Here is a 13,370-nt window from a genome sequence, read left to right on the forward strand (position 1 = left end):
AGTCTGATGTTCGGCCGGGTGGAGACCACCCGGCTCCCGGTGCGCACCTCCAGCGGGCAGGCCCAGGCGGTCTACCTGCCGACCGCCGCGCCGGGCCTGGGTGACTCGGGGGTGATCATCGGGCGCGAGGTGTACAGCGGCAAGGGGTACGTGTACGACCCGTTCCAGCTCTACGGCCAGCAGCTGCCGGCCCCGCACTGGCTGGTGCTCGGCGAGTCGGGCAACGGCAAGTCGGCGCTGGAGAAGACCTACGTGCTGCGCCAGCTGCGGTTCCGCGACCGGCAGGTGGTGGTGCTGGACGCGCAGGGCGAGGACGGGGTCGGCGAGTGGAACCTGATCGCCGACGCGCTGGGCATAAAGTCGGTCCGGCTGGACCCGATGGCCGCCCGGGACGGCGGCGTGAAGCTCAACCCGCTGGACCCGGCGATCACCACCACCGGTCAGCTCTCGCTGCTGCGCACCATCATCGAGGTGGCGATGGGCCGTGGCCTGGACGAGCGGGCCGGCTTCGCGCTGAAGGCCGCGCACGCCCACGTCCGGGCCACCGTGACGGACCGCCAACCGATCCTGGGCGACATCATCGACACCCTGCGCCGCCCGGACCTGTCCTCGGTCGAGTCGCTCGGCGTCGACCCGGAGGAGGTGCAGTCCTGGGGCCTGGACGTGGCGCTGGTGCTGGACCGCCTGGTCGACGGCGACCTGCGCGGCATGTTCGACGGCCCCACCAGCACCGGGATCGACCTGGACGCGCCGCTGATCGTCTTCGACCTCTCGCACATCGACCGGAACTCGATCGCGATGCCGATCCTGATGGCGATCGTCGGCGTCTGGCTGGAGCACACCTGGATCAGGCCGGACCGGAAGAAGCGGATCTTCCTGGTCGAGGAGGCCTGGCACATCATCAACAGCCCGTTCGTGGCCCAGCTCTTCCAGCGGCTGCTGAAGTTCGGCCGCCGGCTCGGCCTCTCCTTCGTCGCGGTGGTCCACCACCTGTCGGACGTGGTGGACGGCGCGGCCGCCAAGGAGGCCTCGGCGATCCTCAAGATGGCCTCGACCCGGACCATCTACATGCAGAAGGCCGACGAGGCCCGGGCCACCGGGCGGGTGCTGGGCCTGCCCCGGTGGGCGGTGGAGATCATCCCGACCCTGTCGCCCGGCATCGCGGTCTGGGACGTCAACGGCAACGTCCAGGTGGTCAAGCACATCGTCACCGACACCGAGCGCCCGCTGGTCTACACCGACCGCGCGATGACCGAGGACGCGGTGGCCGAGCGGATCCGGGCGGAGCGGCAGCTCGCGGCGGAGCCGGGAGTCTGACGCTCCGCCCGGGACGCGAGCTGGGGGTCCCCCCGGCCGAAGGCTGGGGGAGGATCCGGGCGGAGCGGCAGCTCGCGGCGGAGCCGGGGGTGTGAGCCCCCGGCTCCGCGGAGCTGGGAGCCGGGAGCTGGGGGCTCAGTCGCGCGGCAGCACCGGCGGCACGTTGGGCGGCGGCTCGGGGGCGCCGGGCAGCCGGACCACCGCGAGGGCGCCGGGGCCGCCGTCCTCGGCGGGGCCGAGCGCGACCTGACCGCCGGAGTCCTGGATGGTCTGCGCCACGATCGACAGCCCCAGCCCGGACCCGGGCAGCTGCCGCGAGGACGGGGAGCGCCAGAACCGGTCGAAGACGTACTGCACCTCCTCGCTCGGGATGCCCGGCCCGTGGTCCCGCACGGTCAGCCGGCCCTGGTGCAGCGCCACGTCGATCGCCCCGCCGGGCGGGCTGTACTTGACCGCGTTGTCCAGCAGGTTCATCACCGCCCGCTCCAGCGTGGCGGCGTCCGCCCGGACGAACCAGGGGTCGAGCTCGACGTTGAAGACCAGCCCGGGCCCGCGCAGCTTGCCGCGGTCCACGGCCCGTTGGGCGATCTCGTGGAAGGCGACCGTGGCCACGTTCTGCCCGGGGCGCGGGGAGTCCGGCCTGGACAGCTGCAGCAGGTCGCCGATCAGCAGGGTCAGCTCCTGCATCTGTGCCTTCATGTTGCCCAGCAGCTTGCTGCGGGTGTCCGGCGGCAGCGGCCGGCCGGTCTCGTCGCTGCGGATCAGCAGGTCCACCGTGGTGCGCAGCGAGGTGAGCGGGGTGCGCAGCTCGTGCCCGGCGTCCGCGATCAGCCGGGTCTGCAGGTCGCGGGACTTGGCGAGGGCGGTGCTCATGGAGTTGAAGGAGCCGGACAGCCGGGCGATCTCGTCGTTGCCGTGCACCGGGATGGTGGTGCCGACCTCCTCGGTGCGGGCGATGTGCTCGACGGCGTCGGTGAGGTCGTCGACGGGCTTGAGAGCAGCGCGGGCGATGATCCGGCCGGTGACGCCGGCGATGGCGATGCCTATCGCGGCCACGCCGACGAGGAGGAGGGCGAGTTGCTGGAGGGAGCGGTCGACCTCGGTGAGCGGGGTGGCCAGCAGCATGACCGAGCTGGTGTGGGCGTGCCGGTCGTAGTAGTGGATGACGCGGATCATCGCGGGGGTGCCGTCGATGTAGCTGCCCTGGCGGAAGTGGCCCTGGTTGACCGGTTGGTCGAGCACGTCGTAGTCGCCGGGCACCACGACGATGGCCCGGGCGGAGCCGATCAGCAGGCAGACCTGGCTGCCGTCGGCGGAGAGGAACTCGCTGTCCGCGCCGCGCCCCGGGCCGGCGCTGAAGGCGGGGTCCCGGGCCTCGATCGCGGCGGTGGCGGCCTTGCTGGCCTGCAGGCTGGCCTTGGGGTCGCCGGCGCAGGTCAGTGCCTGTTGCACGGTGGGCGGCGGCAGGATGTCGTCGAGCTGGACCCGTTGCAGGTCGTAGAGCTTGCCCTGGACGATGAACCAGCACGCCACCGAGCAGAGCGCGATCCCGATCGTCACCGCCACCGACGCCAGGATCGCCAGTCTGCTGCGCAGCGACCTCCCCCGGTACCACCCCGCCACTCGTCCCCGCCCCCGAACCTTGCTGGCCATCGTCCTCAGACCGCTCAACCGCTGCTTACTCGTTCGCCCGGGTCGCCGCTCAGGCCGCCGTGCCGGCGGGCGCGCGCAGAGCGTAGCCGACGCCGCGGACGGTCTGGATCAGGCGCGGCATGCCGCCCTGCTCGGTCTTGCGGCGCAGGTACATCACGTAGACGTCGAGCGAGTTGGAGGAGGGCTCGAAGTCGAAGCCCCAGACCGCCTTGAGGATCTGCTCGCGGGTGAGGACCTGGCGCGGGTGCGCGAGGAACATCTCCAGCAGCATGAACTCGGTGCGGGTGAGCTCGACCGGGCGTCCGTCCCGGGTGACCTCGCGGGTGGCGGTGTTCATCCGCAGGTCGGCGAAGGCGAGCACCTCGCTGTCGTCCTCCTGGGCGGTGGCCCGGGCGGCGGCCTCGGTGGCGAGCGCGTTGCGGCGCAGCAGGGCGCGGATCCGGGCGAGCAGCTCGTCGAGCTCGAAGGGCTTGGCCAGGTAGTCGTCGGCGCCGACGTCCAGGCCGGTGACCCGGTCGCCGACGGCGTCGCGGGCGGTGAGCATCAGCACGGGGGCGGTGTCGCCGCGCGAGCGCATCCGGCGCACGGCGGTCAGGCCGTCCATCCGGGGCATCATGATGTCGAGCAGCACCAGGTCCGGCTTGTCGCGTTCGACGGCCTCCAGCGCCTCGTAGCCGTCGGTGGCGGTGGTGACCTCGTATCCCTCGAAGGCGAGGCTGCTCTCCAGGGCGTCCCGCAGTGCGGGCTCGTCGTCGACCACGAGCAGGCGGGCGGTGGCCGGCTGCTCGGCAGGGGTGCGGTCGTCGGCGGGGGGAGTCATCGGCGGTCTGGCCCTTTCTGGGTCCGGAAGGGGTCTTGCCATTGTCCGGTGTCCGGCTGCCTGAACGAAGGAGCCGCACCCCGGGGGTGGCCGGGTGGCCGACTAGAGCGTCTGGCCTGCCTGGAGCTTGGGCAGCACCTGCTTGATCGAGTTGATCGGGATGGCGAAGCCGAGGCCGACACTGCCGCTCTGGGTGCTGCCGGCGGTGCTGCCGGTGCCCGTGTACATGGCCGAGTTGATGCCGATGACCTGGCCGGCCGCGTCGAGCAGCGGGCCGCCGGAGTTGCCGGGGTTGAGCGCGGCGTCGGTCTGCAGGGCCGAGTAGGTGGCGGTGTCGGAGGAGCTGGAGCCGGCGGGCGGTCGGCCGCCGTAGCCGGGGAAGTAGGGGAAGCCGAAGCCGCCGTTGCCGCGCGTGGTGCCCTCGTCCACCTGGACGGTGACCTGGCGGTTCCTGGCGCTGATGATGCCGGCGGTGACGGTGCCGGTGAGCCCGTCGGGGTTGCCGATGGCGACCACCGGGTCGCCGACGGCCAGCTGGTCGGAGTCGCCGAGGGCGGCGGTGGGCAGGCCGCTCGCGCCCTTGGCGGTGATCACCGCGACGTCCAGCGCCTTGTCGGTGCCGGTGACGGTGCCCGTGGTCCGGCTGCCGTTCTGGTAGGTGACGGTGATCGTGCCGCCGGCGTCGACCGCGCCGGAGATCACGTGGAAGTTGGTGAGGATCTGCCCGCCGGCGGTGAGCACCACGCCGGTGCCGGTGGCGGTGCCGCCGGGGGAGGAGACGTCGAGCTGCACCACGGCAGGGGAGACGGCGGCGGCGATCGCGGCGACGTCGGTGCCGCCGTCGGACTTGGCGGCCACCGGGCTGACCACGGTGCCGGTGCTGCGGCCGGCCGCGCCGGTGGTGCCGGCGTGGCGGCTGTCGGCGACCGCGCCGCCGGCCAGGCCGCCGAGCACGGCGGCGACCGCCGCGACGGCGGTGACCAGGGCGAGTCGGCTGCGCAGGAAGCCGGTGCGGGCGCGGTGGGCCGGCCCGTGCGGGTCGGGCGTGCCCGGGGCCTGGCCGGGGGCGGTGGGCGGCGGGCCGTAGGACGGGGGTTCGGCACCGCCGGCCGGACGCGAGAAGTCGGCGTAGTAGCCCGGCGCGTAGTCGGGCGCCTGGTGGTACTCGGGGGCCTGGTGGCGCTCGGGGGCCTGCGGGTACGCGGATGCCTGCGGGTACTCGGGCTGAGCGGCCGGTGCCGGCGCCGCGGCGTACTCCTGGTGAGCGGTGGGTGCTCCGGCCGGCTTCGGCGGGAGCGTGGACCCCGGCTCATCTGCGGTGGTGCGGTACTGGTCGCTCATGCACGCCACCGTCCGCCCGGCGGATGAAGAACCGATGAGAGTCCGGTCAGAACGGGCAGAGAAGCCCGTTCACTTCTCATAAAGGACCGTTACGCTGCGCCCTCCCCGTCCACCGGCGCGGCGGCGGCCGGGCAGCCGCAGGAACGCCGCACCACCAGGCGGGAGGGGAACTTGCGCACCCGCTCGGTCTCCGAGCCGGGCACCATCAGCGAGTCGTCCAGCACCAGCTCGACGGCCGCCCGGGCCATCGCCTCGCGCTCGCTGGCCACCGTGGTCAGCGGCGGGTCGGCCAGGGCCGCCTCGGGGATGTCGTCGAAGCCGGCCACCGCCAGGTCCTCCGGCACCCGCAGGCCCACCTCGCGGGCGGCCCGCAGCACGCCGATCGCCTGGTCGTCGGTGGAGCAGAAGATCGCCGGCGGCCGGTTCGGCGAGCGCAGCAGCTCGACGGCCACCTCGTAGGCGCCGTAGCGGTGGAAGGGGGCGTCGATCAGGTGCTGGTCCACCGGCAGGCCGTGCGCCTCCATGGCCTGCTGCCAGCCCGCGACGTGGTCGATGACCGGGTCGCCGGGCGCGGGGGTGTCCACCGGGCCGCCGAAGCAGGCGACGTAGGGGTGGCCGTGCTCCTCCAGCAGGTGGCGGACCACCAGCTCGGCGCCGCCCACGTCGTCGGTGACCACCGAGACGTCGTCGATGGACTCGGGGCGGCGGTGCAGCAGCACCACCTTGGCGCCCTCCATCGCGGCGAACTCCTTGGCGGCGCGCTGCGGGGCGCCCTGGCTGACCAGGATCAGACCGGAGACCCGCATGCCGAGGAAGGCCTGGATGTAGTGCATCTCGCGGTCCTCGGCGTAGTCCGAGTTCCCCATCAGCACGATCTTGCCGCGGTCGGAGGCGGCGCGTTCCACGGCGTGGGCCATCTCGGCGAAGAACGGCTGCCGGGCGTCCGGCACGATCATGCCGATCAGGTTGGTCCGCCGGGAGGCCATCGCCTGCGCGACGCTGTTCGGCCGGTAGCCGAGCTGCTCGATCGCGGCGAGCACCCGCTCCTTGGTCGCGGGCGCGACCGGTCGCGGCCCGTCGTTGATCACATAGCTGACGACCGCGGTCGAGGTCCCAGCCAGTCGGGCTACATCGTCGCGAGTCACCTTGGCCACGCAGGGAGTCTACGCGTGTTTGTCCAGCCCCGGTCCGGGCGTCCTACTCGCCGGTCGCCGACCGCACGGCCGGCCGCGACTGTTCGGCGTCGCCCGATCCGGTGCCCGCCCCCTGCGAGGGCATGACGAAGCGGTACCCGACGTTCCGCACGGTGCCGATCAGCTGCTCGTGCTCCACGCCGAGCTTGGCCCGCAGCCGTCGCACGTGCACGTCGACCGTCCGGGTGCCGCCGAAGTAGTCGTAGCCCCAGACCTCCTGCAGCAGCTGGGCCCGGGTGAAGACCCGGCCGGGGTGCTGGGCGAGGTACTTGAGCAGCTCGAACTCCTTGAAGGTGAGGTCGAGCACCCGGCCCTTGAGCTTGGCCGAGTAGGTCGCCTCGTCGACCGAGAGGTCGCCGTTGCGGATCTCCATCGGACTGTCGTCCACCGTGGCCTGCTGCTGGCGGCCCATGGCCAGCCGCAGCCGGGCCTCCACCTCGGCCGGTCCGGCGGTGTCCAGCAGCACGTCGTCGATGCCCCACTCGGCGGTGACCGCGGCCAGGCCGCCCTCGGTGACGACCAGCAGCAGCGGGGCGCTGACCCCGGTGGACCGCAGCAGCTGGCACAGGCTGCGGATCTGCGGCAGGTCGCGCCGGCCGTCGACCAGTATCACGTCGGCACTCGGGGTGTCGACGAGTGCCGATCCCTCGGCCGGGGCCACCCGCACCTGGTGCAGCAGCAGCCCGAGGGCCGGCAGCACCTCCGCCGACGGCTGCAGTGCGTTGGTGAGCAGGAGGAGAGAACTCATACCCGGGTCGTCCTCTTTTCTTCTCCGCGGACCGGGGGCGGCACTCCGTTGTGCGCGTCGACCGGTACGGGTGGGCTACCACTCGCAAGGACGTCCGGATCGGCGCCCTGGAAGCACAAAAGGACCCGGGGGCGACTCTGCCCGGATCCCTTAGCGGTCGAGGATAGCCCAGCGGGGCCCGCCCGGCGAAGGGATCACGGACGTGACGCGGCTCGCGTTTCGCTCGTGCGCCGGGGGTGCGACCGCCCTGGCCTGCGGTGTTGCCCGGGGTCGGGCGGGCGGGGCCATCATGGAGCACGGCACGACCGGTACACGTCTGTGTACACCTTCGAGAAGAGGCCGCCATGACCGCGACCACCGAACCCGCCCCGACCGCCGCGGTGACCGGGACGATCCGCTACTGGGCCGCCGCCAAGGCCGAGGCGGGCACCGCCGAGGAGCCGTACCGGGCCGCCACCCTGGCCGAGGCGCTGGACGGGGTCCGCGCCCGGCACGCCGAGCGCCCGACCTTCGTCCGCCTGCTGGGCATCTGTTCCTACCTGGTGGACAGCGAACCGGTCGGCGGGCGGGACCACGCCCAGGTGGCGCTGAGCGAGGGCGGGACGATCGAGGTGCTGCCGCCCTTCGCCGGCGGCTGAGCCGGCACCCCGTCGGGGGCACCCCGCATGGGGTGGTCGGGCGCCCGTTCGGAACCATGGTCGGCGCCGGATCGTCGTTACGGCGAACGGCACGACCTGGGACGGCGAGGACGGGGAGAGAGCTCGATGCGCACGTGGATCAAGGTGACCATCGCCGTCGCGGTGCTGGCCGGGCTGCTGGTCGGCGCCGACCGGATCGCGGTGGTGGTGGCCGAGGGCCAGGCGGCGGACAAGCTGGCCGGTCGTCAGGGGATCACCGGCAAGCCCTCGGTCTCGATCGACGACTTCCCCTTCCTGACCGACCTGATCAGCCGCAAGGTGGACAGCGTCCACCTGTCCGGTGGCGGCGTCCAGCTCTCCGGGGGCACCCAGAACGTCGAACTGCAGGACTTCTCGGCCGATCTGAAGGGCGTTCGGATCGGCGGGGACGACAAGTCCGCCACCATCGACTCGGGCACCGGCACCGGCAAGGTCTCCTACCAGCAGGTCCAGAGCCTGCTCGCGCTCCAGCCCGGGACCAGCATCGGCTACGGCGGGCCCGGCCTGCTGAAGGTCAGCGGCGAGGTGTTCGGCCGCAAGCTCAGCACCGACGTGAAGCTGACCACCCAGGGCAACACGGTGCACGTGGACACCACCGGTGCGCTCTCCGGCCTGGCCGCGCTGCCCGGGGTGAGCCAGATGATCGACTCGAAGTTCGGCCCGCGCGACTTCACCCTGCAGGGCCAGATGCCGGTCGGCCTGCAGCTGGAGCAGGTCACCCCGGAGCCCGACGGGCTGGCGCTGACCTTCCAGGGCACCAACATGCACCTGGCGGGCTGAGTCACGCACCTGGCCGGCTGGGCAGCCGGCGCCGCCCGGCGTCGGCAAGCAGCAGGTCAAATCCCAGCATTCGAACATATCGGTCTCGCCATTCGATACGTTGGTGACAGGGGCGGGCTCGGCTCCCTAGCATCGTCCCCATGAAGCGACAGGCAGACCTCACGAAGCGGCGGGCGGTAGACCTCTGCCGCGTGGCTGCCTGCCTGTGTCGCATGCGCTGACCGGCGGCACGGTCCGGCAGAATCGACCCGCCGCCACGCCTGCACCTCCGGCCTGACCAGGCACGTCCGCCTGCGTCCTGGCTTTCTCGCACACCGCTCGACGGCACCCGCTGCCCAGCTCCGTCCCAGTATCCGGACAAACTTTCGGACAACTGACGGCAGTCTCGGCCCAGCTGTCGCGCCCGGGGCCCGCTCGGGTCCCCCACCTTCCGCCAACCGCCCCCGGATGGAGACAGACACCATGAGCCGCAGCGACGTCCTGGTCGACGCCGACTGGGTCCAGGCCCACCTGGACGACGAGAAGGTCGTCATCGTCGAGGTCGACGAGGACACCTCCGCGTACGACAAGAACCACATCAAGAACGCCGTCCGGATCGACTGGAAGAAGGACCTCCAGGACCCGGTCCGCCGCGACTTCGTCGACCAGGCCGGCTTCGAGGCGCTGCTCAGCGCCAAGGGCATCGCCAACGACGACACCGTCGTGCTCTACGGCGGCAACAACAACTGGTTCGCCTCCTACGCCTTCTGGTACTTCAAGCTCTACGGCCACTCGGACGTGCGCCTGCTCGACGGCGGCCGCAAGAAGTGGGAGCTGGACTCCCGCGACCTGGTCGACGGCGCCGAGGTGCCCGCCCGCCCGGCCACCGCGTACCAGGCGCAGCCGCAGAACACCGCGATCCGCGCCTTCCGCGACGACGTGGTGGCCGCGATCGGCGCCCGCAACCTGGTCGACGTCCGCTCGCCCGACGAGTTCTCCGGCCGCCTGCTCGCCCCGGCCCACCTGCCGCAGGAGCAGTCGCAGCGCCCCGGCCACGTGCCGACCGCCCGCAACATCCCGTGGTCGAAGAACGCCAACGACGACGGCACCTTCAAGTCCGACGACGAGCTGCGCGCGCTCTACGCGCAGGAGGGCGTGGACCTGTCCAAGGACACCATCGCCTACTGCCGGATCGGCGAGCGCTCGGCGCTCACCTGGTTCGTGCTGCACGAGCTGCTCGGCCAGGAGAACGTCAAGAACTACGACGGTTCGTGGACCGAGTACGGCAGCCTGGTGGGCGTGCCGATCGAGCTCGGCGCCTGAGCGGCCCGACCGACCTCGATCGAGAGCAAGGAGACCTGAGACATGTGTGGTGCGAAGGCCGGCGGGCCGGACCTGGCAGGAGTTGACGTGGCGAACGAGACGATCATCCAGGGTTCGGTGACCCGCGACGGTGAGCCGGTCAACGGCTACGTGCGGCTGCTGGACGCGGGCGGCGAGTTCACCGCCGAGGTGCCCACCTCGGCCACCGGGCAGTTCCGCTTCTTCGCGGCGCCCGGCAGCTGGACCGTGCGCGCGCTGGTCCCGGGCGCGACCGTGGACCGCAAGGTGGTCGCCTCCCAGGGCGCCCTGACCGAGGTGCCGATCGCGGTCTGACCCGCGGCGCCCCGGGTGACCGGAACGGACGAAAAGGCGAGCAGCCCCTGCCACGGCGGGGCTGCTCGCTCTATTTTTGAGGTGTGCAGCAGCGACGCCGGCACGGCTACTACTTCGCGGCGATGGGCGTCTGCCTCGGGCTCTTCGTCCTCGCCTGGGGCGTGGTGCGGTTCTTCTCGGTCGGTGCGGCGATCGGCCTGTGCCTGGTCGCCATGGTGATCCCGCCGCTGGCGGCGATCTTCGCGAACCGGCGCGACCCCGAGGACGACTGGTGGAACGACCCGCGCTGGGACGACCCCGACTGGGACCGCCCGGGCCACGACCGCGACCGGCCCGACCGGGAGTCGTCGGGCAGCGGACCGCCGGGGCACGACCCGCCGGACCGGCCCCAGTAGCCCCAGTGGATCCAGTAGACCCAGGAGCCTCTGTAGACCCGGTAGACCTAGTAGACCAGCGCCTGCACGCCGTCGACCGTGATCTCACTGACGAAGACCTGGGCGCCCGCGATCCGGACACCCTCGAGGGTGTCGGCCTGCTCGATGCCGCGGCGGGCGGCGCACTGGGTGCACAGGGTGACCGAGCCGGCCGCCAGGATCGAGTCCAGCAGGTCCGGCAGCGGGGCGGCGTGCGGCAGCTCGAACTCCGCCGCCCGCCCGGGCAGCGCGAACCAGGACGACTCCCCGGTCAGCCAGAGCGAGACCTCGACCCCGCTGGCGACGGCGACCGCCGCCACCGTGAAGGCCTGCGAGCAGCGCTCCGGGGCATCGGCTCCGGCGGTGACCTTGATGACCAGCTTCTTCGACACGCCGTCAGCTTAGAGGGTCCGCCACCAGCGGGCCGGCGTCATTCTGTGGCGCCCCTCACCGCGTCGCGCGGGCTGGTGCCCGATAGACTCGCGCCGTCATCGTCCGACCGCCGTCAACCGCACCGGGAGCCCGCCGTGGATGCCCTTGAAATCTTCTTCGACGTCCTGCTCGGCGTCATGACCGTCGTGATCGTGTGGTTCGCGTTCTTCTCGGTGATGAAGCTCTACCAGGGCCAGCGCTGACCTCTCCCGTACCGTAGAGGTAGCCAACCGCCCCACGACTTGCGACCAGGACCATGATCGAGATTCCCTCCGACCTCCACAAGGACGTCGTTTCGCTGGCCTTCCTGCTCGGCACCTGGGAAGGCGCCGGCGTCTTCGACTTCCCTGGCGAGGAGAAGTGCAACTTCGGCCAGGAGGTCGTCTTCCGGCACGACGGCCGCCCCTTCCTGGAGTTCCGCTCCCGCACCTGGGTGCTGAACAACGAGGGCGAGAAGGTCCGGCCGCTGGAGAACGAGCACGGCTTCTGGCGGATCACCAGCAACCACCAGGGCACCAGCGGTGAGCGCGAGGTGGAGGTCTCGATGGTCCGCGACGACGGCACCGTGGAGATCTGGTACGGCGCGCTGGCCGACGGCAAGCCGCAGATCGAGGTGGCCACCGACGCGGTCGCCCGGGTCGAGGGCTCGGCCCCGTACAGCGGCGGCAAGCGGCTCTACGGCTTCGTGAACGAGGAACTGCTCTGGGTCGGCGAGAAGGCCGCCCCCGAGGTGCCGCTGCGCCCCTACATGTCCGCGCAGCTGCGCAAGGTGCTCAGCCCGGCCCAGCTGATCAAGGACATCAACGACCTGCCGGACGACGGGATCGCCTTCTTCCGCTGATCAGCTGGATACTGATCGCCGAGCGCGCCCGGGCGGCGGACCCGGGCCACCTGGCCGAGGAGAGGCAACCGTGGCGGAGAACGGGACGGCCGGCAGCGACTGGAAGGCCGACCTGCGCGAGCGTGGCTACCGCCTGACCCCGCAGCGCCAGCTGGTGCTGGAGGCGGTGGACGTGCTCGACCACGCCACGCCGGACGAGATCCTGGTCCAGGTCCGCCGGACCGCCAGCGGGGTCAACATCTCCACCGTCTACCGGACGCTGGAGCTGCTGGAGCAGCTCGGCCTGGTCTCGCACGCCCACCTGGGCCACGGCGCGCCGACCTACCACCTGGCCGGCCGCCACCACCACCTGCACCTGGTCTGCCGGGACTGCGGCAGGGTGGACGAGACCGGTACCGAGATCGCCGAGCCGCTGATCAGCGCCCTGCGCGCGCAGCACGGCTTCGACACCGACCTGAAGCACTTCGCGATCTTCGGCCGGTGCGCCGACTGCACCGCCAAGCTCGCGCCGCCGCAGTCGTAAGCTGGCGGGCATGAAGAGCCCGCTGCTGTCCCTGCCCGGAGCCGTCCCCGCCGAGGGAGCCGACGAGGGCGTCGCGGCCCACTACGGCGACCTCTTCCGCGAGCAGCGGGAGCTGGCGGCCGGTCGGGCCTTCACCGACCTCTCGCACCGCGGTGTGATCACCGTGACCGGCCCCGACCGGCTGGCCTGGCTGCACCTGCTGCTCACCCAGCACGTCAGCGAGCTGCCGCCGCAGCAGGCCACCGAGGCGCTGGTCCTCTCCCCGCACGGGCACGTCGAGCACGCCCTCTACCTGGTCGACGACGGCACCACCACCTGGGCCCACGTCGAGCCCGGCACCCAGGCGGAGCTGCTGGCGTACCTGGAGCGGATGAAGTTCATGTACCGGGTGGAGGTCGCCGACGCCACCGCCGAGTTCGCGGTGGTCCACCTGGGCCAGGGCCACCCGGCCGCGGCGAGCGGGGCCGCCGCGGTGCGCGAACTGCCGTACGGCCGCGACCTGTTCCTGCCGCGGGCCGAACTGGAGGCGCAGGTCCGGGAGTTCGGCTCGCCGGCGGGCAGCTGGGCGTACGAGGCGCTGCGCATCGAGGCGCACCGGCCGCGGCTCGGCTTCGAGACCGACCACCGCACCATCCCGCACGAGGTGGACTGGCTGCGCACCGCGGTGCACCTGAACAAGGGCTGCTACCGCGGCCAGGAGACGGTGGCCCGGGTGCACAACCTGGGCAAGCCGCCGCGCCGGCTGGTCTTCCTGCACCTGGACGGCACCGAGGAGGTGCTGCCGGGGCACGGCACCGAGGTGCGGCTGGCCACCGACCCGGAGGGGCGGGCGCTGGGGTTCGTCACCTCCGCGGCGCGCCACCACGAGCTGGGGCCGATCGCGCTCGCGCTGGTGAAGCGGAACGTCCCGGTCGACGCCGAGCTGCGGGCCGGTGCGGTGCCGGCGGCGCAGGAGGTCGTGGTCGCTCCCTGAACCGGGGCGGCGGGAGCCGTGCGG

Annotated in this window: 16 protein-coding genes; 10 read left to right on the plus strand and 6 right to left on the minus strand. The window is 72.2% G+C overall.

The window, feature by feature from the left end; genetic code table 11:
* Positions 1-6: 6 nt before the first annotated feature.
* Positions 7-1,317 (plus strand): ATP-binding protein, encoded by a 1,311-nt coding sequence (locus ACQRUO_RS15085; protein ID WP_428316430.1) that lies wholly within the window; start codon positions 7-9, stop codon positions 1,315-1,317.
* Positions 1,318-1,452: 135 nt separating this feature from the next.
* On the opposite strand, the gene ACQRUO_RS15090 is transcribed toward ACQRUO_RS15085, so the two are convergent.
* The 5 genes from ACQRUO_RS15090 to ACQRUO_RS15110 all read right to left on the minus strand — a co-directional run bounded on the left by ACQRUO_RS15090 (position 1,453) and on the right by ACQRUO_RS15110 (position 7,072).
* Positions 1,453-2,883 (minus strand): HAMP domain-containing sensor histidine kinase, encoded by a 1,431-nt coding sequence (locus tag ACQRUO_RS15090; protein WP_428316402.1) that lies wholly within the window; start codon positions 2,881-2,883, stop codon positions 1,453-1,455.
* 136 nt (positions 2,884-3,019) lie between these two features.
* Positions 3,020-3,790: a response regulator transcription factor gene (locus tag ACQRUO_RS15095; protein WP_428316403.1), complete on the minus strand. Its 771-nt coding sequence runs from the start codon at positions 3,788-3,790 to the stop codon at positions 3,020-3,022.
* Positions 3,791-3,892: 102 nt separating this feature from the next.
* Positions 3,893-5,131 (minus strand): trypsin-like peptidase domain-containing protein, encoded by a 1,239-nt coding sequence (locus tag ACQRUO_RS15100; protein ID WP_428316404.1) that lies wholly within the window; start codon positions 5,129-5,131, stop codon positions 3,893-3,895.
* An 89-nt stretch (positions 5,132-5,220) separates the two neighbouring features.
* Entirely contained in the window at positions 5,221-6,285 is a 1,065-nt protein-coding gene (locus ACQRUO_RS15105) for a LacI family DNA-binding transcriptional regulator (RefSeq protein ID WP_428316405.1), read from the minus strand.
* Positions 6,286-6,328: 43 nt separating this feature from the next.
* Positions 6,329-7,072, minus strand: a complete 744-nt coding sequence (locus tag ACQRUO_RS15110; protein ID WP_428316406.1) for a response regulator transcription factor — start codon at positions 7,070-7,072, stop codon at positions 6,329-6,331.
* A gap of 344 nt (positions 7,073-7,416) precedes the next feature.
* Here ACQRUO_RS15110 and ACQRUO_RS15115 point away from each other — a divergent pair, with 344 nt between their 5' ends.
* From ACQRUO_RS15115 to ACQRUO_RS15140, 6 genes are all read left to right on the plus strand, one after another.
* Entirely contained in the window at positions 7,417-7,710 is a 294-nt protein-coding gene (locus ACQRUO_RS15115) for a MoaD/ThiS family protein (protein ID WP_428316407.1), read from the plus strand.
* 126 nt (positions 7,711-7,836) lie between these two features.
* Positions 7,837-8,529, plus strand: a complete 693-nt coding sequence (locus ACQRUO_RS15120) for an LmeA family phospholipid-binding protein (RefSeq protein WP_428316408.1) — start codon at positions 7,837-7,839, stop codon at positions 8,527-8,529.
* A gap of 140 nt (positions 8,530-8,669) precedes the next feature.
* On the plus strand, positions 8,670-8,750 hold the full coding sequence (locus ACQRUO_RS15125) for an Ms5788A family Cys-rich leader peptide (protein ID WP_369405619.1): 81 nt from the start codon (positions 8,670-8,672) through the stop codon (positions 8,748-8,750).
* A gap of 241 nt (positions 8,751-8,991) precedes the next feature.
* Positions 8,992-9,831 carry a sulfurtransferase gene (locus tag ACQRUO_RS15130; protein WP_428316409.1) on the plus strand — a complete coding sequence of 280 codons (840 nt, stop codon included), beginning with the start codon at positions 8,992-8,994 and terminating at the stop codon, positions 9,829-9,831.
* 42 nt (positions 9,832-9,873) lie between these two features.
* On the plus strand, positions 9,874-10,164 hold the full coding sequence (locus ACQRUO_RS15135) for a DUF1416 domain-containing protein (RefSeq protein WP_266294945.1): 291 nt from the start codon (positions 9,874-9,876) through the stop codon (positions 10,162-10,164).
* An 83-nt stretch (positions 10,165-10,247) separates the two neighbouring features.
* Positions 10,248-10,559 (plus strand): DUF3099 domain-containing protein, encoded by a 312-nt coding sequence (locus ACQRUO_RS15140; RefSeq protein ID WP_428316410.1) that lies wholly within the window; start codon positions 10,248-10,250, stop codon positions 10,557-10,559.
* A 47-nt stretch (positions 10,560-10,606) separates the two neighbouring features.
* On the opposite strand, the gene ACQRUO_RS15145 is transcribed toward ACQRUO_RS15140, so the two are convergent.
* Entirely contained in the window at positions 10,607-10,969 is a 363-nt protein-coding gene (locus ACQRUO_RS15145) for a DsrE family protein (RefSeq protein WP_428316411.1), read from the minus strand.
* A gap of 296 nt (positions 10,970-11,265) precedes the next feature.
* On the opposite strand from ACQRUO_RS15145, the gene ACQRUO_RS15150 reads away from it, so the two are divergent.
* The 3 genes from ACQRUO_RS15150 to ACQRUO_RS15160 all read left to right on the plus strand — a co-directional run bounded on the left by ACQRUO_RS15150 (position 11,266) and on the right by ACQRUO_RS15160 (position 13,346).
* Positions 11,266-11,850 (plus strand): FABP family protein, encoded by a 585-nt coding sequence (locus ACQRUO_RS15150; protein WP_428316412.1) that lies wholly within the window; start codon positions 11,266-11,268, stop codon positions 11,848-11,850.
* A gap of 70 nt (positions 11,851-11,920) precedes the next feature.
* Positions 11,921-12,373, plus strand: coding sequence for a Fur family transcriptional regulator (locus ACQRUO_RS15155; protein WP_428316413.1), 453 nt, complete (start codon positions 11,921-11,923; stop codon positions 12,371-12,373).
* A 10-nt stretch (positions 12,374-12,383) separates the two neighbouring features.
* Positions 12,384-13,346, plus strand: coding sequence for a YgfZ/GcvT domain-containing protein (locus ACQRUO_RS15160; RefSeq protein WP_428316414.1), 963 nt, complete (start codon positions 12,384-12,386; stop codon positions 13,344-13,346).
* The last annotated feature ends 24 nt before the right edge of the window (positions 13,347-13,370 follow it).

This window comes from Kitasatospora sp. LaBMicrA B282, from assembly GCF_050325825.1.
Lineage (GTDB): Bacteria > Actinomycetota > Actinomycetes > Streptomycetales > Streptomycetaceae > Kitasatospora.